At 39.0% G+C, this 22,896-nt stretch carries 18 protein-coding genes, 9 tRNA genes and 2 rRNA genes; 21 read left to right on the top strand and 8 right to left on the bottom strand.

Going from position 1 to position 22,896, the window contains the following annotated elements:
• The 11 genes from EPL02_RS07265 to EPL02_RS07215 all read left to right on the top strand — a co-directional run.
• Window positions 1-173: ribosomal RNA gene (locus EPL02_RS07265) — 23S ribosomal RNA — on the top strand; the annotation flags it as partial.
• A 111-nt stretch (window positions 174-284) separates the two neighbouring features.
• Window positions 285-400, top strand: a 5S ribosomal RNA gene (gene rrf, locus EPL02_RS07260).
• A 9-nt stretch (window positions 401-409) separates the two neighbouring features.
• Window positions 410-484, top strand: a tRNA-Glu gene (locus EPL02_RS07255).
• 22 nt (window positions 485-506) lie between these two features.
• Window positions 507-582 (top strand) — tRNA-Val (locus tag EPL02_RS07250).
• A 12-nt stretch (window positions 583-594) separates the two neighbouring features.
• Window positions 595-678 (top strand) — tRNA-Tyr (locus EPL02_RS07245).
• 6 nt (window positions 679-684) lie between these two features.
• Window positions 685-759, top strand: a tRNA-Gln gene (locus EPL02_RS07240).
• A gap of 4 nt (window positions 760-763) precedes the next feature.
• Window positions 764-836: transfer RNA gene (locus tag EPL02_RS07235), tRNA-Lys, on the top strand.
• Window positions 837-842: 6 nt separating this feature from the next.
• A tRNA-Arg gene (locus EPL02_RS07230) sits at window positions 843-919 on the top strand.
• Window positions 920-924: 5 nt separating this feature from the next.
• Window positions 925-1,001: transfer RNA gene (locus EPL02_RS07225), tRNA-Pro, on the top strand.
• A gap of 23 nt (window positions 1,002-1,024) precedes the next feature.
• A tRNA-Gly gene (locus EPL02_RS07220) sits at window positions 1,025-1,098 on the top strand.
• 4 nt (window positions 1,099-1,102) lie between these two features.
• Window positions 1,103-1,176, top strand: a tRNA-Ile gene (locus EPL02_RS07215).
• 34 nt (window positions 1,177-1,210) lie between these two features.
• On the opposite strand, the gene EPL02_RS07210 is transcribed toward EPL02_RS07215, so the two are convergent.
• A complete protein-coding gene (locus EPL02_RS07210; protein WP_094912887.1) occupies window positions 1,211-1,447 on the bottom strand; it encodes an IDEAL domain-containing protein in 237 nt (78 codons plus the stop codon).
• Window positions 1,448-1,640: 193 nt separating this feature from the next.
• On the opposite strand from EPL02_RS07210, the gene EPL02_RS07205 reads away from it, so the two are divergent.
• From EPL02_RS07205 to EPL02_RS07175, 7 genes are all read left to right on the top strand, one after another.
• Complete coding sequence (locus EPL02_RS07205; protein WP_094912886.1) at window positions 1,641-2,243, top strand: TVP38/TMEM64 family protein; 603 nt, start codon at window positions 1,641-1,643, stop codon at window positions 2,241-2,243.
• A gap of 332 nt (window positions 2,244-2,575) precedes the next feature.
• Window positions 2,576-3,316 (top strand): 3-oxoacyl-ACP reductase FabG, encoded by a 741-nt coding sequence (fabG, locus tag EPL02_RS07200; protein WP_094912885.1) that lies wholly within the window; start codon window positions 2,576-2,578, stop codon window positions 3,314-3,316.
• Window positions 3,317-3,494: 178 nt separating this feature from the next.
• On the top strand, window positions 3,495-7,001 hold the full coding sequence (gene addB, locus EPL02_RS07195) for a helicase-exonuclease AddAB subunit AddB (RefSeq protein ID WP_131887380.1): 3,507 nt from the start codon (window positions 3,495-3,497) through the stop codon (window positions 6,999-7,001).
• Window positions 6,979-10,698, top strand: coding sequence for a helicase-exonuclease AddAB subunit AddA (gene addA, locus EPL02_RS07190; protein WP_131887379.1), 3,720 nt, complete (start codon window positions 6,979-6,981; stop codon window positions 10,696-10,698). The genes addB and addA overlap by 23 nt, the downstream gene beginning before the upstream one ends.
• Window positions 10,699-10,749: 51 nt before the next feature.
• Window positions 10,750-11,925 carry an exonuclease SbcCD subunit D C-terminal domain-containing protein gene (locus EPL02_RS07185; RefSeq protein ID WP_094912882.1) on the top strand — a complete coding sequence of 392 codons (1,176 nt, stop codon included), beginning with the start codon at window positions 10,750-10,752 and terminating at the stop codon, window positions 11,923-11,925.
• A gap of 3 nt (window positions 11,926-11,928) precedes the next feature.
• Window positions 11,929-15,315 carry an AAA family ATPase gene (locus EPL02_RS07180; protein ID WP_131887378.1) on the top strand — a complete coding sequence of 1,129 codons (3,387 nt, stop codon included), beginning with the start codon at window positions 11,929-11,931 and terminating at the stop codon, window positions 15,313-15,315.
• A gap of 19 nt (window positions 15,316-15,334) precedes the next feature.
• Entirely contained in the window at window positions 15,335-15,640 is a 306-nt protein-coding gene (locus EPL02_RS07175; RefSeq protein ID WP_131887377.1) for an HNH endonuclease, read from the top strand.
• Between the two features lie 25 nt (window positions 15,641-15,665).
• On the opposite strand, the gene EPL02_RS07170 is transcribed toward EPL02_RS07175, so the two are convergent.
• The 6 genes from EPL02_RS07170 to EPL02_RS07145 form a co-directional block, all read right to left on the bottom strand.
• A complete protein-coding gene (locus EPL02_RS07170) occupies window positions 15,666-15,884 on the bottom strand; it encodes a spore germination protein (protein ID WP_094912879.1) in 219 nt (72 codons plus the stop codon).
• Window positions 15,885-15,944: 60 nt separating this feature from the next.
• Window positions 15,945-16,400: a spore germination protein GerPE gene (locus EPL02_RS07165; protein WP_131887376.1), complete on the bottom strand. Its 456-nt coding sequence runs from the start codon at window positions 16,398-16,400 to the stop codon at window positions 15,945-15,947.
• A 14-nt stretch (window positions 16,401-16,414) separates the two neighbouring features.
• The gene (locus tag EPL02_RS07160; protein ID WP_094912877.1) at window positions 16,415-16,591 is read right to left on the bottom strand and encodes a spore gernimation protein GerPD; all 177 of its coding nucleotides are present in this window, start codon (window positions 16,589-16,591) and stop codon (window positions 16,415-16,417) included.
• Window positions 16,588-17,238 (bottom strand): spore germination protein GerPC, encoded by a 651-nt coding sequence (gene gerPC, locus EPL02_RS07155; RefSeq protein ID WP_286175299.1) that lies wholly within the window; start codon window positions 17,236-17,238, stop codon window positions 16,588-16,590. Before gerPC ends, EPL02_RS07160 begins: the two co-directional genes overlap by 4 nt.
• Window positions 17,239-17,323: 85 nt before the next feature.
• Entirely contained in the window at window positions 17,324-17,596 is a 273-nt protein-coding gene (locus tag EPL02_RS07150; RefSeq protein ID WP_094912876.1) for a spore germination protein GerPB, read from the bottom strand.
• A gap of 26 nt (window positions 17,597-17,622) precedes the next feature.
• Window positions 17,623-17,844, bottom strand: a complete 222-nt coding sequence (locus EPL02_RS07145) for a spore germination protein (protein ID WP_094912875.1) — start codon at window positions 17,842-17,844, stop codon at window positions 17,623-17,625.
• A 203-nt stretch (window positions 17,845-18,047) separates the two neighbouring features.
• On the opposite strand from EPL02_RS07145, the gene EPL02_RS07140 reads away from it, so the two are divergent.
• Together EPL02_RS07140 and EPL02_RS07135 are read left to right on the top strand one after the other, a co-directional pair.
• Window positions 18,048-18,389, top strand: coding sequence for a DUF1516 family protein (locus EPL02_RS07140; RefSeq protein WP_094912874.1), 342 nt, complete (start codon window positions 18,048-18,050; stop codon window positions 18,387-18,389).
• 422 nt (window positions 18,390-18,811) lie between these two features.
• Entirely contained in the window at window positions 18,812-19,807 is a 996-nt protein-coding gene (locus tag EPL02_RS07135) for a DUF3231 family protein (protein ID WP_131887375.1), read from the top strand.
• Window positions 19,808-20,176: 369 nt separating this feature from the next.
• Here EPL02_RS07135 and EPL02_RS07130 read toward each other — a convergent pair whose 3' ends face one another.
• Complete coding sequence (locus tag EPL02_RS07130; protein ID WP_131887374.1) at window positions 20,177-20,737, bottom strand: DUF2777 domain-containing protein; 561 nt, start codon at window positions 20,735-20,737, stop codon at window positions 20,177-20,179.
• Window positions 20,738-20,909: 172 nt separating this feature from the next.
• Between EPL02_RS07130 and asnB the strand changes: the two genes are divergently transcribed.
• Window positions 20,910-22,757, top strand: a complete 1,848-nt coding sequence (gene asnB / locus EPL02_RS07125) for an asparagine synthase (glutamine-hydrolyzing) (RefSeq protein WP_094912871.1) — start codon at window positions 20,910-20,912, stop codon at window positions 22,755-22,757.
• The last annotated feature ends 139 nt before the right edge of the window (window positions 22,758-22,896 follow it).

The raw sequence follows: 22,896 nt of genomic DNA, 5'->3' as shown, positions 1-22,896 counted from the left end.
GTGTGGACGGGATAAGTGCTGAAAGCATCTAAGCATGAAGCCCCCCTCAAGATGAGATTTCCCATAGCGCAAGCTAGTAAGATCCCTGAAAGATGATCAGGTTGATAGGTCAGAGGTGGAAGCACGGTGACGTGTGTAGCTGACTGATACTAATCGATCGAGGACTTAACCAAATTAGAAAAGCGAAGGCGACTGTTCAATTGTGAAAGGAGCCGTAGCTAGACAGTAAACTTAGTACTCAGCAAACATGTTATCTAGTTTTGAGAGAATAATCTCAATTCATGTCTGGTGGCGATAGCAGAGAGGTCACACCCGTTCCCATGCCGAACACGGAAGTTAAGTTCTCTAGCGCCGATGGTAGTTGGGACTTTGTCCCTGTGAGAGTAGGACGTTGCCAGGCATTTAAATTGGCCCGTTGGTCAAGTGGTTAAGACACCGCCCTTTCACGGCGGTAACACGGGTTCGAATCCCGTACGGGTCACCACTTATTTTTACATAAGAAATTTGGAGGATTAGCTCAGCTGGGAGAGCACCTGCCTTACAAGCAGGGGGTCGGCGGTTCGATCCCGTCATCCTCCACCATTTATTTAAGCTGGAGGGGTAGCGAAGTGGCTAAACGCGGCGGACTGTAAATCCGCTCCTTCGGGTTCGGCAGTTCGAATCTGCCCCCCTCCACCATTTTATTGGGCTATAGCCAAGCGGTAAGGCAACGGACTTTGACTCCGTCATGCGTTGGTTCGAATCCAGCTAGCCCAGCCATTAAGAGCCATTAGCTCAGTTGGTAGAGCATCTGACTTTTAATCAGAGGGTCGAAGGTTCGAGTCCTTCATGGCTCATATTAAGCGCCCGTAGCTCAATTGGATAGAGCGTTTGACTACGGATCAAAAGGTTAGGGGTTCGACTCCTCTCGGGCGCGCCATAGAACGGGAAGTAGCTCAGCTTGGTAGAGCACTTGGTTTGGGACCAAGGGGTCGCAGGTTCGAATCCTGTCTTCCCGACCAGGAAATATTGTTGACTTATATATGCGGGTGTAGTTTAATGGTAAAACCTCAGCCTTCCAAGCTGATGTCGTGAGTTCGATTCTCATCACCCGCTCCATAACGGGCCTATAGCTCAGCTGGTTAGAGCGCACGCCTGATAAGCGTGAGGTCGGTGGTTCGAGTCCACTTAGGCCCACTAAAAAAGAGCATCTAGTTAAGATGCTCTTTTTTCATGTAGATGTTCTTAAAAGAGATTGATATTGAAGAGACAAGTCATAAAATGCGGTACGATCTCGTTCATCTAATGCATAGTTAATTTGCGTTTCTAAAATGGTTTTTTTGTGTTTAAATAAGGCATCGTCAATAAGCATGTCAATGTACATATCAAGCACGTTATCAGCTTCGCGAATTTTTCTTTTGCGAGCGAGGGATTTCATCATCTCGGCGTACGATTTTTCATTGTTCATCCATCATCACCTCTGCAGCCTTTTTCTTAGTATATAGAGTAAGGAACAAAAAAACAACTAATTTTCTAAATTTTTAGACTTATTTTATTGTATAGTGACCAGACAAATATAAATGTTTGAGCACCTTTTGTTTCGGTAATGAAAGTAGTACAATGTTGATTAAGTTAGTAGTCATCAGTTAGGAGATTAAGTAATGGACTTTGATAAAATTAAAGAATACTTAACGCTTGAAGGTGTGCTTGAACTTTTAGAAGAATATCAATCATTTGGTATTATACCGGGACTATTACTTCCTATTCTTGAAGCATTTATTCCGATTTTACCTCTGTTTGCTTTTGTTATGGCAAATGCTGCTGCATTTGGCTTATGGTTAGGTTTTCTAATTTCGTGGGTTGGGTCGTGCGTAGGGTCAATTATTGTTTTCCTTATCTTTCGTCGATATGGACAAGCACGCTTCTTGAATTTTATAAGTAGGCATGCTCAAATTCGAAAGATTATGGCCTGGGTTGAACGCCATGGTTTTGGTCCACTGTTTTTAATGCTATGCTTTCCTTTCACTCCATCAGCTGCTATTAATGTTGTTGCTGGCTTATCCAGAGTCAGTATGCCACAATTTGTGTTAGCGGTTTTAGCAGGAAAAATGGTAATGATTTTTATGATGAGCTTTATAGGAGCTGACTTTATCTCCTTCGTACAACAGCCGACAAAAGCTATTGTTGTTTTAATTGTTATTTTTGTATTATGGGTTGTAGGAAAACAAATTGAGAGGCGCCTAAATGTTCGTATGAACCAGTAGAATAAATGAAGAGGAATTTTCTTTTCTGAATTCATGATTTCGCTTTAGTGGAATATATGTTAAAATAAGGATAAAATTAGCAGGTTTTGCTACACTTTCTAGAATCCCTACACGTTCTTTACCTCACCTTAATCTGTTGATTTCCCTGTTTTCTGAAAAGTTATGAATGTTTTGGGCAATTCTCTACTACATATGTTAGTAAAAGGGTTGTTTAATTCATCGCTTTTGCACATGATTTACGAATACGACGTGCTTGTCGTCAAGTAAAAGGGGGCTATGCATAGTATGGAGGCAAGCCTGTTCTTAAGAACGTTCATACTATGTGGTAGGAGATGAGATTAAAAGACAAGGTGGCAATTATTACAGGCGCTGCAAATGGATTAGGCTTTGAAGCTGCACGGATTTTTGCAAAAGAAGGAGCAAAAGTGGCACTCGTTGATTATGACCAAGCTTTAGGTGAAGAGAAAGCACAGGTTTTACGAAATGAAGGTGGAGACGTCACATTCTTTCAAGTCAATGTTGCAGATCGTGATAACGTAGATGGGATGGTAGAAGAAGTAGTAGAAACCTATAGCAAAATAGACATTTTAGTTAACAATGCAGGAATTACCAGAGATGCAATGCTAACTAAGTTAACAATGGAAGACTTTCAAGCAGTTATTAACGTTAACTTGACGGGTGTTTTTAACTGTACGCAAGCTGTTGTGCCTCATATGGTAGCTCAAGGCAGCGGGAAAATTATTAGTACGTCGTCTGTTTCAGGCGTATATGGGAACGTTGGACAAACCAATTACGCAGCAGCAAAAGCCGCGGTTGTAGGAATGACTAAGACTTGGGCAAAAGAACTTGGGCGTAAAGGAATTAACGTAAACGCTGTTGCACCAGGATTTATTGAAACGAATATGGTAGCTGCTGTTCCAGAGAAGGTCATTAACCAAATGAAATCAACCATACCGCTTCAAAGGTTAGGACAGCCTTCTGATATTGGCTATGCATACTTATATTTAGCATCAGATGAATCCAATTATGTAAACGGAACCGTATTACATGTCGATGGTGGAATTATGATGTAATAGGAAAAATAAACCGTTTTGGTAACGAGCCAAAACGGTTTATTTTATTGGATTTCTTTACGTAAGTCCAGTAAAATAAATGGTAACGAAAAGGGTAAATAACCGATCAGAATATAGAAAGAAAGCTTGTTGAACGTCACTTTTTTTGTGGCGTTCAAATTCGTTAGGGGTGAAGAAAATGCTACAGTTTATGCTGGGTAGGTCTGGAAGTGGTAAAACAGCAGCATGTTTAAATGCTATTCGCCAAGAATTAGCGCGTGAGCCACTGGGTAACCCAATTATTTATATTGTTCCAGAGCAAATGACTTTCCAGTCTGAGTACGAGCTTATTCAAACGCCAGGCTTGGGCGGAATGATGAGAGCTCAAGTCTATAGTTTTACGCGTTTGGCTTGGCGAGTTCTCCAAGAAGCAGGCGGCATTAGTCGTTATCATATTGATCAAACAGGCATGCATATGATGCTTAGAAAAATTATAGAACAACAAAAAGAAGAGCTCATCTTATTTGCAGCAGCATCTGAAAAAGAAGGGTTTATCACAAAGCTAGAAAAGATGTTAAAAGAGTTTAAGCAGTATGGATTAGAGCCTGAATCGTTAGTGACTCTGCAGCAAGAACTTAAAGACAGTAACGAGCAAGTGCTAGCGGATAAGCTGCATGATTTAGGACTTATATATCAAGAGCTAGAAAAACAGCTATTAATGAAGTATGTAGATAGTGAAGATTATTTGAAACTATTAGCTGAAAAAATTCAGCTTTCTTCGTATTTAAAGAAAGCTGTTATTTACGTCGATGGATTTCATCATTTTACAAAGCAAGAACTCGATGTCTTAGTCGAACTTATGAAAGTTTGCTCAGATGTAACGGTCACATTGACGGGAGATTATACGCAAGCAGACTATATACCAGCTGATTTGCAACTCTTTAGATTAACTGGAGAGACGTATAGAGAGTTAACAAAAGTAGCGTTAGAACAAGGAATTGAAATAAAAGATCCCGTTTTATTAAAGGATAATTTTCGCCATTCAAACAGCAAAGAATTGTCTCACTTAGAGAAGTATTATGACGAGCGTCCAACTGTTGAATTTTTTCAGAAGCCAAATGACATTTCTTTATATCCTGCTGTGAGTCGGCGTGCAGAAGTAGAAGGAATTGCAAGAGAAATTCAGCTGCTAGTTAAAGACTCTGATTACCGGTACCGAGATATTGCTTTAGTTGTCCGGAATAAAAATGAGTATGATGAATTAATTGAAACCGTATTTCGCGATTACAAAATTCCATACTTTATTGACCAAAAGCGAGCAATGTTTCACCATCCAATTATTGAATTTATTCGTTCCAGCTTAGAAGTCGTAAGTGGCTCTTGGCGCTATGAAAGTATTTTTCGTGCCATTAAGACAGATATGTTTTTTCCGATAGAAGCTGAGGTTAATAAGCTAAGGGAAGGAATGGACCAATTTGAAAACTATGTCTTAGCATATGGGATTCAAGGTACTAAGTGGACAAATGGTGAAAGGTGGAAGTATCGAAAATATCGTTCATTAGAGGATATGAATCTACCAAAAACAGATGAGGAAGTCCAGTTCGAAGAAAAGATTAATGAGCTAAAAGAACTTGTTGTAAATCCACTTATGAAACTGCAGCAGGAACTAAAAAAAGGAAAGACGGGGAAAGAAAAAGCAAAAGCTCTTTACCTCTTTTTAATAGAGCTCAGTATCCCACAAAAAATTGAGAAGCTTCGTGATCACTGTGAAGAAAATGGAAAGGTACAAGAAGCACGTGAACATGAGCAAGTATGGAAAGCCGTCTTAAACTTATTTGATCAGTTTGTAGAAATGATGGGAGAAGAAAAAGTATCCATCAAGCTGTTTACTGAGCTTTTTGAGACAGGACTAGACAGTATGCAGTTTGCTATTGTTCCACCATCTCTTGATCAGGTCCTCGTTGCAAGCTTCGAGCGCTCTCGTTTTTCCAATATTAAAGCGACCTTTATTGTAGGAGTGAACGATGGTGTGATACCTGCTAAACCTCAGGGGGATAGTATTTTATCTGATCAAGACCGCGATGAATTATTTAAATCAGGTGTGACGTTAGCTCCAACGGGCAAGCAGCAGCTGTTTGATGATCAGTTCTTAATTTATTTAGCGCTTGTAAGCTCAGAAGAAAAGTTATATATCAGCTATCCACTAGCAAATGATGAAGGGAAATCTTTGCTACCATCTCTGGTTATTAATCGATTGAAAGAGCTCTTTCCATTACTTGAAGAAAAGTTATTAATGAATGACCCTACAAGTTTAGAAGAGGAAAAGCAGCTTGATTACATTGCGAATCCACTGTCTACGATGGCTTATTTAGCAAGCAATCTACAAGCTTGGAAACGGCATTATCCAATGAGCGATGCATGGTGGGACGTTTATAACTTTTATATGACTTCAGAATGGAAGACGTATAGTCAAAGGGTTTTGAGCAGTTTATTTTATCAAAACGATGCAAAGCGGTTAACGAAGAAAACAAGTGAGCGCTTGTATGGCAAACATATTCAGGCAAGCGTATCGCGCATGGAAAAGTTTAAGGCTTGTCCTTACTCGCATTTTGCTTCTCATGGCTTAAAGTTGAAGGATAGAAAAGTGTTTCAACTAGCGGCACCTGACATTGGTGAGCTCTTTCATGCAGCGTTAAAACATATTTCAGATAAGTTGAGAACTAGTGAGAAAGATTGGAAGCAGTTAACGAAGAAAGATTGTCAATCTCTCTCTGCTGATGCAGTTCAGGAATTAGCGCCGCGCTTACAAAACGAAATCTTGTTGAGTTCTAATCGTCATCAATATCTTGCATATAAATTGCAGCAAGTAATCGAACGAGCGTCGATTGTATTAAGTCAACATGCAAAATCGAGCGGGTTTGTACCTGTTGGGCTAGAGTTAGGTTTTGGTCCTGATGCAGAATTACCTTCTATGACCTTTACGCTTCCAAATGGACATACGATGGAGCTAGTGGGACGAATAGATCGAGTAGATAAAGCAGAAAGCTCTAAAGGGATACTACTTCGGATTGTCGATTATAAATCCAGTGACAAAGCGTTAAATTTACTAGAAGTCTATTATGGGCTTTCACTTCAAATTCTCGCATATTTGGATGTAGTGGTAACTTACGCTGAGCAGCTTTTAAAAACGAACCAAGGTGCTTTACCTGCAGGTGTTTTATACTTCCACGTTCATAATCCGATGGTTAATAGTACAAAGAGTTTGAGTGAAAATCAGGTTGAAGAAGAAATCTTTAAGAAATTTAAGATGAAAGGCTTACTGTTAGGTGATGAAGAAGCGGTTCGCCTAATGGATGAAACGCTAGAGTCTGGTCATTCACAAATTATCTCAGCTGGTATTAAAAAAACAGGTGGTTTTTATTCGAACTCTTCAATTGCATCTGAGACGGACTTTACACACCTTAGACAATACGTACGTAAAAAGTTTGTAGAGGCGGGGACAGAAATTACTGAAGGTAAAATTGATATATCTCCTTACAAACTTAAAGATAAAACACCGTGTGCCTTTTGTGAATACCGTTCAATTTGTCAATTCGATGAAGCCCTAAGCGAAAACGAATATCGTCAGCTGAAAAATGAAAATCAAAATAATATTTTAGAAAAAATACGAGAGGAGGAAAAGCATGAGTCAGGAACGAATGAGTAAGCCTGTTGATTCACAGTGGACAGATGATCAGTGGAAAGCAATCGTGTCATCTGGACAAGATATTTTAGTGGCAGCAGCGGCAGGTTCAGGAAAAACAGCTGTTTTAGTTGAGCGCATTATTAAAAAAATTATCGATCCTGAAAATCCAGTGGACGTCGACCGTTTATTAGTCGTGACGTTCACAAACGCTTCAGCTGCAGAGATGCGTCATCGTATCGGGGAAGCTTTAGAAAAAGAGTTAAAGATAAACCCGTCTTCTTTACATTTAAGAAGACAGCTGCACTTACTAAACCGAGCGTCTATTTCAACTCTTCATTCATTTTGTCTTGAAGTTATCCGCAGCTATTACTATATGATTGACTTGGATCCAGGTTTTCGAATTGCAGACGATACCGAAGCAGAGCTCTTGAGAGAAGAAGTATTGGACGAGCTTTTTGAAGAGCAGTATAGCCTTGAAGGTAATCAATTATTTTTTGAGTTAGTGGATCGATATACAAGTGATCGTCATGATTTAGACGTTCAGCATATGGTTCGCAGATTATATGATTTTGCTCGTTCTAATCCAAAGCCGAATAGCTGGTTAGATATGCTTCTTCATCAATATAGCATTGGTGAAGAGGCTACAATTGACTCTCTTCCATTTATGAACTTTTTAATGGATGAAGTGAAAAAACAGCTGAGCGGTGTTCAAGCTATGCTACACCAAGCGTCTAGGTTAACAACAATGCCTGGAGGTCCAGCTCCAAGAAAAGTAAATATTGAGGATGATTTAGCTCAGGTTAATCGTATGCTTGCAGCTGACACTTTTGCTGAGCTACATGAACAAATGCAAACCCTTAGCTTTACGCGTTTAAAGCCATGCAAAGGTGATGAGTATGACGCTGCCTTACTTGATGAGTTTGGAGATCTTCGTAAAAAAGCAAAAGCAGCTCTTGAAAAAATGCAGAGTGACTTATTTTCTCGTCCGCTCAGTGGATACATGAGCGACTTTAAGAAAATGCATCCTGTAGTAGAAGTTCTTATATCGCTTGTAAGGAAGTTCGGTGAGCGCTATGAAGCAGAAAAGCGAGCGAAAGGACTCGTAGACTTTTCAGATTTAGAACACTATTGTTTGGAAATTTTAGGACGTCCGTCAGATCAAGGAATTGAACCATCTGAAGTAGCTTACAAATATAAAACGCAGTTTGTAGAGGTTTTAGTAGATGAATATCAGGATACGAATATGGTACAAGAAACCCTAATTCAGCTTGTGACGCATGATGATGAAGATGGTAACCTCTTTATGGTCGGTGATGTTAAGCAATCTATTTACCGCTTTCGTTTAGCAGAACCATTTCTTTTTCTTGGAAAATACAAGACTTTTACACATGATGGACGAAAGAATGGCATGAAAATTGATTTGAACAAGAATTTCCGCAGCCGCTCTGAGATTATCGATGCGACCAACTTTATCTTTCAGCAGCTGATGGATGAAGAGGTTGGTGAAATCGTCTATGATGACGATGCATCCTTGAAGTTGGGGGCTTCTTATCCAGACAGTAGTGAAATGGAGTCTGAACTTTTACTGATTTCCAAAGAAGGCGGAGAAGAGGAAGAAGAGTCAACTTTAGTGGAGTTTTCAGAAGCAGAATTAGAAACGGCTCAGCTAGAAGCTCGAGCAATGGCTCGTAAGATAAAGCAGCTTGTTCAAGATCGTTTTCAAGTATATGACCGTAAGTTAGATGTGATGCGAAACGTAACATATCGAGATTTTGTTATTTTACTTCGCTCTATGCCATGGGCAGCACAAATTATGGAAGAGTTTAAGCAAGAAGGGGTTCCTATTTATGCAGATTTGTCGTCCGGGTATTTTGATGCAACGGAAGTGATGATGATGATGTCTTTATTAAAAGTCATTGATAATCCATATCAAGATATTCCCCTTGCTTCTGTATTGCGTTCGCCAATTGTAGGTTTGTCAGATGAAGAACTTGCTCTAATTCGGGCCGAGGATAAAAAGGGGACGTACTATGAAGCGATGAAAAATTATGTTCGCTTGTCTCTTGAAGGACCTCTTCAAGAAAAGCTTTGTCACTTTGCTGTGAAGCTTAGCGAATGGAGAACCACAGCACGCCAAACTTCTTTATCTACACTTATCTGGCAGATTTACCGTGATACAGGATTTTATGAGTTTGTAGGAGGTCTACCTGGAGGTAAACAGCGTCAAGCTAACTTAAGAGCTTTATATGACCGTGCACGTCAATATGAAGCGACGTCGTTTCGAGGCTTATTCCGCTTCCTGCGCTTTATCGATCGTATGAAAGAGCGTGGAAATGATTTAGGAACGGCCAGAGCGCTAGGTGAGCAAGAAGATGTTGTTCGTTTAATGACAATCCATAGCAGTAAAGGTTTAGAGTTTCCTATTGTTTTCGTAGCTGGATTGAACCGTAAGTTTAATCTAATGGATTTAAATAAATCTTATATGCTAGATAAAGAACTCGGTTTCGGATCCAAGTATATTGATCCAAAGCTTCGTATTACGTATCCAACGTTGCTTCAGCAAGTCATGAAACAAAAAATGAAGAAAGAAAGCATTGCTGAAGAAATGCGAGTTTTATATGTAGCGCTAACACGTGCTAAGGAAAAATTAATTTTAGTCGGAACTGTAAAAGATGCTGAGGCTCAAATGAAAAAATGGAGCCAAGTATTAACTCATGACCAATGGGAGCTACCTGCTTATATGCGTGCAGATGCCAAGTCATATCTTGATTGGGTGGGTCCTGCTTTAGCCAGACATCGTCATTTCGAAAAGTGGATGCCTGAGGAGCAAAGAGCAGTGTTGCAAGAGGTGTATGAGCACAGTTCCAAATGGAAAGTACAAGCGATTCAAGCGACGGAGCTATCTGAACAGCTGGTTGAAGAACAATCGGAACATGAAGAACTGCTAGCTGCGGTACAAGAAGGTAATCCAGTTGATTTTGAAAGTATAAATAAAGAGCGTATTGAAGAGCGATTACGCTGGAAATATAGTCATTTAAAAGCAACGACACATCGATCCAAGCAGTCCGTTTCTGATTTAAAAAGGCAGTATCAAACCACTAGTGAAGAACCAGAAAGTCAACTTATAACAGGATTTAAGTCAACCATTGAAGATCGTCCGACCTTTATGCAGTCGCATTCATTAACTGCAGCAGAACGTGGAACAGCTGTGCATACAGTGATGCAACATTTACCATTTAAGGAATCGCTAACAATTGAAGCTGTACAAGAGCTTATTGATTCTCTCGTTATCAATGAAATTTTAACAGCGGAGCAAGCAGAAAGTATTAACCCTTCTGATATTGCTCAATTTACAAACAGCTTTATTGGACAACAGCTCAAAGAAGCAGAGAAGATTTATCGTGAAATGCCGTTTAGCTTAAATGTCTCAACAGAAGAGGTTTACGGATGGAATGATAATGAAGCAATTTTAGTCCAAGGAATTATAGATTGCTTATACGAATGGAATGGTCAGCTCATTCTTGTTGATTACAAAACCGATGATATTAAAAATCGCTTTAGCAATGACTTTAACAGTGCGCAAGAAATCTTGAAAAACCGCTATGAAGTGCAGCTAAAGCTATATCGGAAAGCGGTAGAAACCATCGTGAAAAAGTCAATCGCACATAGCTACTTATATTTTTTAGATGGTGGACATGTAATAGAGATAAAAGAGTAAAAAGAAGGCGAGCTTTTCGTCTTCTTTTTGTCAAGAAAAGGTGGGGAGCAAATGAGATTACTACATACGGCCGACTGGCACTTAGGGAGAACCTTAGAAGGTAGGAGTAGAATTGAAGAACAAGCTCAGTTCTTAGATGAGCTAGCTCAAATTGTAAAGGAAGAAAAAATTGATGCAATTTTAATGGCCGGTGATGTATTTGATACCGTCAATCCGCCTGCAGCAGCAGAGCAATTATTTTATGAGAGTATGTCGAAGCTTAGTGAAAAAGGCAATCGTCCAATTATTGTAATTGCGGGTAATCATGATAACCCCGATCGCTTATCTGCAGCCTCTCCGCTTGCATTCGAACAAAATATTACGCTCATAGGTTTACCGACAACAGATGTACAAGAGATTTACCTTCCAACTGTTGAAGAAACGTTAAAAGTAGGCGCACTTCCTTATCCATCGGAATCTAGATTAAAGGAAATGTTGGCTGAGGAAGACGACGAATTGTTGCTTCGAAACTCATATGATGAGCGAGTACGCGAAATCTTCTTAAAGATGAGCTCACATTTTACAAACGACAGTGTAAACATTGCCATGAGTCATATCTATGTTGCTGGAGGAAGCTCAACGGATTCTGAACGGCCAATTGAAGTAGGTGGAGCGTATACCGTGGCAGCATCAAGCCTTCCAGCAGCAGCTCAGTACGTGGCACTTGGACATCTTCACCGACCGCAAGACATTAAGCGAGCTTCTACAAAAGCTCGTTATTCAGGTTCACCTCTTGCCTATAGCTTTTCTGAATCAGGCTATACCAAATCAGTAACGATACTCGATGGGAAGCCGGGAAAAGAAATGAAAGTAACAGAAATTCCTTTATCAAGCGGAAGACCACTTACAAGATGGAGAGCGAAAAACGGTATCGCAGAAGTCTATCAGTGGTTGGATGAAGGAAAAGATAGCACTGCTTGGATTGATTTAGAGATTCACTTAGAAGATGCGCTGTCCCTTGAAGAAATTCACCGATTACGCAAGCTACACAAAGGGTTTATTCATATCCGACCGATTTTTAAAGAGGAAGAAACTGTTGAGGTGCAACAAGAACAGCGAAACGTTCCGGTGGAAGAGTCTTTTGCGAAGTTCTACCGTAAGCAAACAGGTGGAGCAACGCCAAGTGACGAGTTGGTTCAACTCTTTTTATCATTGATTCATACACAAGAGGCAGAAGAGGAGGAGTAGAAGATGAAGCCTATTACTTTAACAATAGCAGGCTTGCACAGCTTTAGGTCAAAGCAAATTATCGATTTTACAAGCCTATGTTCAGGTGGTGTGTTCGGTATCTTCGGCCCAACAGGTAGCGGCAAATCTTCTATTTTAGATGCGATGACGCTTGCGCTTTACGGCAAGGTAGAAAGGGCAGCTAACAACACACACGGCATTTTAAATCATGCTGAGGACGAAGTGAAAGTTGCTTTTACATTTGAATTAGAAAATGCAACCCATAAAAAGCGCTATACCGTTGAGCGTAGCTTCAAACGTTCGGATGAAATGCGGGTAAGATCAGCAACCAGCCGTTTTATTGAAGTAGGAGATGAAACCATCGTACTGGCTGATAAAACAAACGATGTCAACCAGCAAGTTCAGTCGTTATTAGGTTTAACAATTGATGACTTTACGCGCGCTGTTGTACTGCCACAAGGGAAATTTGCTGAGTTCTTATCGTTAAAAGGAACAGAACGTCGTCAAATGCTGCAGCGTTTATTTAATTTAGAGCAGTACGGTGATCAGCTTAACAAAAAAATTCGTTCCAAGGTTCAGTTGTTAAAAGGTGAAATTGATACGATTTCTGCAGAGCAGACGGGATTAGGGGAAGCATCAGAGGAAAGCGTTAAGCAAGCGGAGCAAGTCCTTCAAGAACGTATCATTTTACTTGAAAAGCGTGAGCGCGAACTAAAAGATATCGAAACGTTGTATGATGAACAAACTGCAATTTGGAATGATATGCAGATTAAACATGAATTAGAAGAAACGTTAAAAGGGTTGAAGGAGCAAGAGGGGCTTATAGAAGGGAAGCGAAAACAGGTAGCTATAGCTGAAGAAGCAAAAAAGTTGTTGCCCTATCTAAATGCGTACGAGCAGCTTACGATGAAAAAGCAAAGAACTCGTCAAAACGTATTAGTTATTCAAGAGAAGTTGCGTGCACAGTATGACAAGTATGAAAAAAGCCAGATAGCGTATGACCAAGCACGGTTAACAAAACAGCAGGAACAACCAAAGCTCTTTATTCGCAAAGAACAGTTAGAACAAGCCAAAAAAATTCAAAAATCAATACGGGAATTAGAAAAGAAATACGATGAAAAAGAAAAAGAGTGCAATCAGCTTTCAGCTGATGTAAAAGAGCAGGTGCAAATTCTGCAAAAGCTTGAAGAGCAATTAGAAAAAGGTAAATTGCTGCAAAGTAGCTTAAAAGAAGAGTTAGAACAGGTAAAGGTCTCTGATGAAGAGCGTGAACAGACATATGAAGCTACTGTCAAAGCTGAGAAAGTAATGGAATTAAACAAGATAATAAAAGAACATGAGGAAAAAGTGAACAAAAAGCAGCTAGATCTAAAAGCAGCTGAAGCAAAACTTGCAACCCAAAAAGAATTAAAACAACGCCAAACTTCTCAAGCACAACAGCTATTTGTATCTACCCAGCGCATCTATCATGTTGTTTGTGAGCGTGAGCGTGAATTTGAACAATTTTTTCGCTCGATAAATCGTCAATTACAGTCACTGCGTGAGCAGCAAGTAAAGGAAAGAATTAATCACTTAGCCCATCAGCTGGCCGAAGATCTCAGTGAAGGAAAACCTTGTCCAGTGTGTGGTTCAATGGATCATCCTTCACCTGCTGTATCTAGTGAAGGACACGCGAACTTAAAACTGGATGAACACATTACGAGCTATGAAGAAGAAAAACATGTACTGGATGAGCAAAAGCAGGAGTACGGAGCCATGAAGCTTCGTTTAGAACAGCTTCATTCAATGTTACTCGATGCGTATCCTGGAATCACAGATACGAAGTATGACTTGCCCGTTATTCAACTATTAGAGGGAAACGGCGATGAATATAGCACTAAGTTAAAAGTTGAGTTAAAAGCGTTACAGCAAGATTATATTGAAGTTCGTGAGAAGCAAACAGAGCTGTTACAGAGCTATAAACAAAGTGAACAGCAGCAGCAAGATTTACTGTTCAGCATGCAGCAACTCATAAAAGAAGTAGAGGGTCTTGCTGAAGAGCTAAGTAAGTATCAAAATGATTTTAGCGTGCTTATTGAGGAATGGAATGAGCTATATCCACATCTAGAAATGAGTAAAATTTATGAAGTTCAAGAAAAAATGAAGGTGCGAATTGCAGAAGAACGAACGCTTGTAGAACGCATTAATAAAAGCTATCAGTTTTTTGACGAACAACAAAATAAAATTGCGTATGCGAGAGAGGGTTATGATCAAGCGACGCGTAAGAATGTTCAGTTAGAAGCAGAGCAAAAAAACGTTCATCAAGCGCTCCAACAACAAAAACAGATGCTTATGGAACTTTCAAAAGCAGGGGATGTGACGTCAGAGCTAAGAGAGGTTGAGCAGCGCATTATTGAGCTTGATCAAACGGAAAAAACTTGTTATGAAATGCTAAATAGTATGCAAGTGACTTATCAAAAGCTACAGGCAGATGAGCATGCAGAGCGTAAGGTATTAGAGGATTTAACGGAACGATATGAAGAGGTCAAAAAAGACTGGGAAGAGCACCTTCAGCCATCATGTTTTTCAGAAAAAGAAGAAGTCAAAAAAGCGGTTCAAACAAGTGATGACATACAGAAATTAACTGAAGAAATTCAAGCGTTTGAGGATAAGCTAAAACAAGCCAAAGCTGATATAACTAAAGTTGAGGGGAAACTTAATGGTAAATCTATAACTCAAGATAAGTGGGAAGAAACCAAATCGCTATTAGTAAATATAAAAGCAGCAGTTAACGAAGCAAATCAGCTAAAAGGTGGAGCAGAAGAGACCTTAAAAGACATATTAAAGCGACATGAACGCTTTAAAGAGCTTGAAAAGCAGAGAGTAGAAAAAGAAGCTTTGTTTGAACAATATCAAAAGCTACAGTCTGTGTTTAAAGGTAATACATTTGTTGAATACATGGCTGAAGAACAGCTGATGGCGATTAGTCGAGATGCTTCGGAGCGATTAGCCATTTTAACACGTCACCGCTATGCAATTGAAGTAGATTCTCAAGGTGGTTTTATTATGAGAGATGATGCTAACGGTGGAGTTAAGCGTCCGGTTTCAACTCTTTCAGGAGGAGAAACGTTCTTGACATCACTGGCATTAGCTCTATCGCTATCTGCACAAATTCAGCTTCGCGGAGAGTATCCTTTACAATTTTTCTTTTTAGATGAAGGGTTTGGAACACTGGATGGAGAGCTTCTTGATACGGTTGTTACGGCCTTAGAAAAGCTTCAGTCAGATAATTTATCAATCGGAGTTATTAGTCACGTGCAAGAGCTTAGAGCACGCTTACCTAAGCGATTAATTGTACAACCTGCTGATGCTACTGGTATGGGAACAAAAGTAGCTGTTGAAACTCTATAAAGGAAAGGGTTGAAAAGCAGTGGAAAAAAAAGATCGTCACGTTGGCTGGTGCGAATTATGCGAACGAGAAGATGTCGAAATTACGGTTCACCATCTTACCCCAAAAGAAATGGGAGGTACATTTGAGCCGACTGCTAACCTTTGTATTCCGTGTCATAAGCAAATACATGCTCTTTACACAAATACAGAATTAGCGATTCGCTTAAATACAATTGCCTTACTAAAGGATGATCCACAGATTCATTCGTTTATAAAATGGATTCAAAAGCAGCCATCTTCACGAGTGCCTAAAATTAAAAAGTCAAATGAGCGAAAAAAAAGATAAAAAACAGCTGGAATTCCAGCTGTTTTTATGCGTTGGCAACGTTGTTTTGATCTGCAAGATCGGGATCAAGCGTATTTGTTCCAGAGATTCCGGTATTGGTATTGACGAAGTTACCGGTATTAACTGCCCCGGAGCCCGTATTGGTTTTTGATGAGCTTTTTGGGGACACATAAAAGGTATCTCCAAACGTCACAACACCGCCACCCACGCTTGTGATACTAACAGGACCGATTAAAGCTGGCATGTTATCCACCCTTTATTATCGTGATAATAATCTAGTGTATGATAAAGCAGTAAGATTTGTTCATTCTGTGGAATCGTCTTCAAGAGTAGTTTCAACATCATCTGCTGTCATGTTAAGCTCCTTTTCTAACCCAACATCAGGTGTTTTAGATTCAATTCCATCCAGTTGTCTTATATGCTTAATGCGAGATTCTGCATCAAGCGTACAGGTCGAACCAATATGAATAACCGAAGAGAATGAACACCCTTTAATATTAATACGATTTACTTTAATGATAGGAGCAAGGTTAGTTACTTGCATATTTACAGCTTCAATTATTGGTTGTGGGATAGGTTCATTAAAAACATCATAATCATCAAAGTTTCCTTCTCTTCCATAGAAAAAAGGGAACTCTCGCTTGACAGCTAGTGCTCTTGTCTTTAACACGATCTGAGTAGAATCACCAATTTGACAAAGTGAACTGGATGACACAGAATTTATTGTTAAATGATCTACCTGAGACATTCGGGATAGCATAGTTAATTTCTCCTTTAAGATAAGGATAATGGAACGTAAGGACCAATTATGAGAGATTCTGCAGGTGTATCAAATGTTGCTGATAAATTTATATAGTGAGCATCTCCAATTAAAAGAACAGAAGAAGAAGATACGCCGGTAATATCAATATTTCCTACCATTAATTCTCGATTAATGACCGTATAATTCATTGGTTATGACCGCCTTTCTTTAAGGAATCGGGTAAATAGGTTAAGAAAGCATCGATGCCTTTTTTGATGTCTTCATAGATTTTCTCAATAATTTGGGGTTTAATTGCTTCAAAGTTTTGCTCTAGCTCTTCAGATTGAACTTGATTTAAATAATAAGTAATACGTTGTTCTAACTGCTTTTTTACGTCTTCAATTATAAAGTCATAGTAGGCTCCTTCAATTGTCATGGAGCGTTGGTCAAGAACATGCTGAACCATTGAGTAGCCATGCTGGTCAAGTTCAGATGTCATAGATGCATATATATCTTCAACCCACTGCTTCGTTATATTGCGGTCAAGTGGCTTTAAACTTGGGTTTTGTGGCCCTTGCTGTGGAAGCGTAATTTCAGGGGTTTGGTTATTTATAATAATGTCTTCTAGGTTGTCTGGTGTAAGCGGGTTTAAGCCAATATTTAATGTGCCATCAAGCGAGTCGATTTTTAGCTGTTCAAATTTATATTCAATTTTTTCAATATTAATAGGAGTTTTTTCTTCTAGCTCTTTTATCTGCTGTTCTAGTTTTTGAACAGTTGATTCAAGGGTAGCAACTCGCACTGATAGTTGCTCAATATAACGATGCATTTGCTGCGTATAGTCCATGCTTTTCATGTTCCGCACCTTCTTTCACCCTGTATGCAAATTGTCATTTAAAAATGATATATTTTATACATATGGTGAGGAAGTTATGAACATGTCAGTTGTTCACCCGAACGGGTGGAGTGAGCGACTGAGAATAAGGTGCTGGAACTGCTGAAGATTGTGTCGGTGTGAAAGTAGATGGAGAAACTGATCCTAAAATTCCTTTCTTTTGTTCATCAGGTGCGGCTTCAGTAAAGCCACCTGTATTAAATAGGTTGGAGTTCGGTTTGATGATGCCTGCGCTTCCAATTTGTAATACAGAAGAGTTACTGACAGCACTTACCTTTAAGCTTTGGATACAAATGCTTTGATTTACATAGAAGTTCAATGGAGGTAGCTCCTTTCTGTTACAACTTAAGCATTAGCTGTAATGTTTTGGTCATTTACATCACTATCTTGGGTGTTCGTTGCGCTTTGCTGGTTAATGACATGAAGACGATCTCCAGTATTAAAAGATCCTGCTCCGGCAAATGTTTTAGCCGTTGAGATGGGAGCAATACTGTATACGTCGCCAATGTGCAGAACACTAGCAGAACCGACACTATTTACGTTGACAACGCCGACGATGGCTGGCATAGGCAAACATCCTTTATCATTATAGTCTCTTATCATGGTATGAAAAGAATGTTAAAAAGTTCTTTCTGTTCATATGTATTCATAGTTGAAGTAATATATGGCAGATATGTGAAAGTGATAAGTGCATTGCTGTTTGATGCTTATGTACAGTGGTGAGAAAGCTTGTATTCATGGTATGATATGGAATGAAAGGAGAGGATAAGATGATTCATTTACATGTAACATTATGGACATTATTGCTGATTGGTTTTGTGGTAGCGCTTGTTTTAACGAAGTCCGGTAAAGAAAAAGGCGCAAAGATTGTACATATGATTACTCGTCTGTTGTATGTGCTTGTGTTGTTATCAGGTGCTCATTTGCTAGCAGATTGGTATCAGTTTAAAGGACAAGCTCTTATTAAGGGACTGGCTGGGGTTCTAGTGCTAGTTGGTATGGAGATGGTACTTGTTAGGACAAAAAAAGCCAAAGCAACAGGAGGCGCATGGGCACTTCTAGTCGTAGCGCTTGTACTAGTATTCTACTATGGATATGTTGTTTTAGGTTAAAAGCTGCTGATATAAGCAGCTTTTTTTGTTGTTTGAAAGAGGAAAGGCACGCATACAACAGGAGGGATTTCCACTCGGATATGCTCCCTTTCCGCAGGGCTCGGCCTGAGCCTCCTCGTAAACTGCGGGGTCTCAGAACACTCGCTAGTCCTGCAGGAGTGTCACAATCGTCGTTGCAATCCTGAGCTTCTCAATAAAGAAAAAATCAGTCATCCTCATTGTATTTGTCTATAGTAGAAGGGAGGGAAGCACACAGAATTAATCTTTCTAAGAGTTTACCTATCTACTCGTAAATTAACGAACGAAAATATAGCACTTACAAAAAGTTTTTGAGGGGTTATTAGGAAAAAAGCTAACTTGTATGAAAGCTTAAAAAGGGGAGAAACTAAGAAAAATTAGTTTTTATACGGAGGACCGGAAAATTGCAAAAAAAGAATGAATTAACATCTCCTGAAATTGCAAACCTATGGACACATTATATCCGTGAAACCTTATCTATATGTGTAAACAAATATATGCTTAATACAATCCAAGACCCTGAAATACATAGCCTTTTTCAAGCAGCTCTTCAGTACTCATTTAACCATGTAGATATGTTAAAAAAGTTATTTAAAAAAGAGAACTTTCCTATTCCCAAGGGGTTTACAGAAGAGGATGTTAATTTAGAAGCTCCTGCTCTATTTACAGACGTTTTATGCCTTGAATCTCTTTATATGATTAGCACACATGGACATAACGAAATAAGCCTATCTTTTACGACTTCTATACGTCAAGATATTGTAGATTTTTATTATCAATGCAACCTTGATGCGATGGAAATTTATAAAAGATCTAAAGATCTCCTTATTTCAAAACAACTGTATCAGCAATCACCTACTTATATAACACCTAGTAAGGTAAAAATGATTGAAAAATACCACTACGTAACAGATGTTTTTGGTAAACAGCGGCCGATGAATGCAATCGAAGCTGGACATACTTATTTTAATTTACAAAAAACATTGGTTGCAAAAGCGATGATCCTTGGCTTTTCCAAAGTTTCAAAAAATCAAAACGTACGAGTATTATTAGAAAAAAGCCTAAAAGTCAAAAACAAACACATTGCTACATTTTCATCTTTATTAACAAAAGATAACCTTCATTTACCCAAATCATGCGAAACGGAGGTTACAGATTCTATTGTTTCCCCTTTTTCAGAGAGACTTATGCTTCTTCAAACTGGTTTCTTCTTTGGTGTAGCAGTGACGTATTATAACGCATCCCTTATCGCAAGTATGAGAGCTGATATTTCAGCGCGTTGTGAAAAGGCAGCCTTGGATAGCTTATGGATATATAGTCGTATTGGGAAAGATTTAATTGATAATCAGTGGATGGAACAACCTCCCCAAGCAGATGACCGGAAGAGATTAAATTATTAGATACACATTGTTAGTAAATAGTGTTTGACCCTTGGAGTATAACTCATCACTTAGTACAAAGTTACACGTGAGTAGAAAAAGCTACTGTTCAGAAGCAGTGGCTTTTTTGTTTTTCGCTACTTATGAAATGCTTAGTTGTCATAATATGAATTTTCAGAACTAACAATAAGAAAGAACCCTTGTTACACAAGGACCCTTTCACTTTATCCGTTTATTTTGCTTTTTATATAACCTTGATTTTTCAGCATCTTGAGTGAATCAACAGTCTTTTTCATGCATGGAAAAGGTTACTTGTATTCACCTTGTTTCCTCCATAGCCCTTTTATATTCCTTGTGTTGCTTATTGACGTATGGTTGCATTTCTACACCTTAGTGAAGAATTAAATTCATAGAACGACTTCCATCGCTTAACGTGTATTCGAAACGGTCTAAACCATTTTCGCCACGCTCAAATAAGTGTTGAACGGAACAAATCATTTCTTCATTATCAAAAATGAGAAAATTTGCTCCTTTTGTATGTTTATCTTCCGGCAGGAAAATAAGTGTGTTATGACAATAGATGCAGTCATAAAGAGAGATGTTTAGAGAGTTTAAGTGGCTCGTAAGCGTGTGAAACGCTTCTTTTTTTAGGTGTTTCAGTAGTTGTTCATATGCGTATGGGAGCTTTCTCGTTACGCGAAGCTTATCACCATTTTTAATTCGATAAATCATATTGTGAAGCTTAAACTGGTGATCTGAGATAAATAGTCCCTTTTCCCAACTCATATTGATGTATACCTCAACGGATTCATTGAGGATATCGTTTAGCATAGATGCTTCATCTGTTTCTTCATCAAAGAAAATCCATTCTGAATCAATGTATTCAACAGTTCCCGTCATAAACGAACGAGGCTGGTTTTGTAGAATTGAATATTTTGAATTACTCTTCATTTTTAAGACCTCCATATACGAAATTGTTATTTGTTTGTATTTCCTAAAACGAAGGCGTTTATAACTAAAATAATTGAAATAAAATATGTGGACAAATCAACTGTGCGAATTCCATGCATACAATGGCATTATTTCATTCATTACAAAGCGCGTAAGGAAAGGATGATAACTAATGTGTGGTATCACCGGATGGGTTGATTTCAAACGCTCCTTGTTAGGTGAACAAGGCACCGTTAAAAAAATGGCGGAAACATTAGAAAAGCGAGGTCCTGACGATACAAATGTATGGATTCAACAGCATGCGGCGTTTGGACATAAGCGATTGGTTGTGGTAGATCCACAAGGCGGCAAGCAGCCGATGACTAGAAAGAAAGAGCAAAAAGAATATACGATTTGCTATAATGGTGAGCTTTATAATACAGAAGATATTCGCAAAGAGTTATTAAAGCGAGGATATCAATTCCAAGGGCACTCTGACACGGAAGTACTACTAACAGCTTATGTTGAATGGAAAGAGGAGTGTGTGGACTATTTTAACGGAATTTTTGCTTTTGCTATTTGGGATGCATCTGAAGAAAAGTTATTTATTGCACGTGATCGTCTAGGCGTCAAGCCTTTATTTTATCGGTCGTACGATGGAGGGTTACAATTTGCATCAGAATTAAAAGCGATTTTAGCTCATCCAGAAGTACCAGCTGAAATCGGGTTAGATGGGTTAGCTGAAGTGTTAGGATTAGGTCCTTCACGCTCTCCAGGGCACGGTGTCTTTAAAGGAATAGATGAATTAAGACCTGCTCATGCCATGACGCTAAGTAAAAGCGGGCTTAAAGTGTGGAGATATTGGAATGTGAAGAGTGCAAAGCATACGGATTCATTAGCAGAAACAACGGAAAGAGTAAAGTTTTTAGTTGAAGATGCTATTGTGCGTCAATTAGTATCAGATGTTCCAGTGTGTACATTTTTATCAGGCGGAGTAGATTCTAGTGCGATTACAGCAATTGCAGCTAATTCATTTAAAGAGAATGGAAAAGGTCAGCTTCATACGTATTCAATTGATTATGAAGATAATGACAAATTCTTTAAAGCAAATGAATTTCAGCCGAATTCAGATTATACGTATATTCAACTTATGTCTGACACCTTCCAAACCAATCATCATCGTTGCGTTATATCAACGGAAGACCTTGTGCATCATTTAACAGAAGCGGTAATAGTACGTGATTTGCCTGGAATGGCTGACGTAGACTCCTCATTATTATGGTTTTGTAGAGAAATCAAGAAGGATTTTGTGGTTGGCTTATCCGGAGAATGTGCAGATGAAATCTTTGGTGGATACCCATGGTTTCATCGCCAGCACGATCTGCAATCCGATACGTTTCCTTGGATGCGTTCTTTAGAAGGACGAATGAACTTACTGCAAGATTCCTGGAGAAAGAAACTTAATTTAGAAGACTATGTAAGAGCTACCTACGATAAGACGATTAAAGAAGTGCCTGAACTAGATGGGGAGTCAGGTGAGGATGCGCAACGCCGCAAACTATTTTATTTAAATATGGTTTGGTTCATGACAACGTTATTGGACCGAAAAGATCGTATGAGTATGGGAGCTAGTCTGGAAGTACGCGTTCCATTTGCTGATCATCGGCTAGTAGAATATGCATGGAACATTCCGTGGGAGATGAAAATGGTTGGTAATAAAGAGAAGGGGATCTTGAGAAAAGCATTAGAAGGAGTATTACCTCATGATGTTTTATATCGTAAGAAGAGCCCGTATCCTAAAACCCATAATCCAGCCTATACAAAAGCAGTAACGCTCTGGCTAGAGTCGCTTTTAGAAGACAAATCTTCAGCGCTTCACGAATTCTTTAATCGTGAGCAATTAAACACAATTATTAAGTCGGGTGGAGAAGACTTTAAAGTGCCTTGGTTTGGTCAATTAATGACGGGACCTCAACTTCTTGCTCACTTAGCACAAATTCACGTGTGGTTTGCACATAATAATATTCAAATTAAAGAGTAAAGTCATGTAGCCTTTTGATTCAGAGATTTCTACTGAATCAAAAGGCTTTTTATATGGCATGCTAGAGACGTCTATTTTATTTGGACAACACATACATATTTTTATAGAGGTAGGGTAAAAGATGGATAGATACTACTAC

The sequence above is a fragment of the Bacillus sp. CBEL-1 genome, from assembly GCF_004348885.1.
Lineage (GTDB): Bacteria > Bacillota > Bacilli > Bacillales > Bacillaceae_H > Priestia > Priestia aryabhattai_A.
Note: the sequence above shows the minus strand (reverse complement) of the source record. Positions and strands in the feature narration are given on the sequence as shown.

Coding starts and splice junctions, on each gene's coding strand:
- EPL02_RS07130 (WP_131887374.1), bottom strand. CDS start 20,737: ATGAAGAGTAATTCAAAATATTCAATTCTACAAAACCAGCCTCGTTCG.
- asnB (WP_094912871.1), top strand. CDS start 20,910: ATGTGTGGTATCACCGGATGGGTTGATTTCAAACGCTCCTTGTTAGGT.
- gerPC (WP_286175299.1), bottom strand. CDS start 17,238: ATGAAAAGCATGGACTATACGCAGCAAATGCATCGTTATATTGAGCAA.
- EPL02_RS07185 (WP_094912882.1), top strand. CDS start 10,750: ATGAGATTACTACATACGGCCGACTGGCACTTAGGGAGAACCTTAGAA.
- EPL02_RS07140 (WP_094912874.1), top strand. CDS start 18,048: ATGATTCATTTACATGTAACATTATGGACATTATTGCTGATTGGTTTT.
- EPL02_RS07145 (WP_094912875.1), bottom strand. CDS start 17,844: ATGCCAGCCATCGTCGGCGTTGTCAACGTAAATAGTGTCGGTTCTGCT.
- addB (WP_131887380.1), top strand. CDS start 3,495: ATGCTACAGTTTATGCTGGGTAGGTCTGGAAGTGGTAAAACAGCAGCA.
- EPL02_RS07180 (WP_131887378.1), top strand. CDS start 11,929: ATGAAGCCTATTACTTTAACAATAGCAGGCTTGCACAGCTTTAGGTCA.
- EPL02_RS07205 (WP_094912886.1), top strand. CDS start 1,641: ATGGACTTTGATAAAATTAAAGAATACTTAACGCTTGAAGGTGTGCTT.
- addA (WP_131887379.1), top strand. CDS start 6,979: ATGAGTCAGGAACGAATGAGTAAGCCTGTTGATTCACAGTGGACAGAT.
- EPL02_RS07210 (WP_094912887.1), bottom strand. CDS start 1,447: ATGAACAATGAAAAATCGTACGCCGAGATGATGAAATCCCTCGCTCGC.
- EPL02_RS07170 (WP_094912879.1), bottom strand. CDS start 15,884: ATGCCAGCTTTAATCGGTCCTGTTAGTATCACAAGCGTGGGTGGCGGT.
- fabG (WP_094912885.1), top strand. CDS start 2,576: ATGAGATTAAAAGACAAGGTGGCAATTATTACAGGCGCTGCAAATGGA.
- EPL02_RS07165 (WP_131887376.1), bottom strand. CDS start 16,400: ATGCTATCCCGAATGTCTCAGGTAGATCATTTAACAATAAATTCTGTG.
- EPL02_RS07160 (WP_094912877.1), bottom strand. CDS start 16,591: ATGAATTATACGGTCATTAATCGAGAATTAATGGTAGGAAATATTGAT.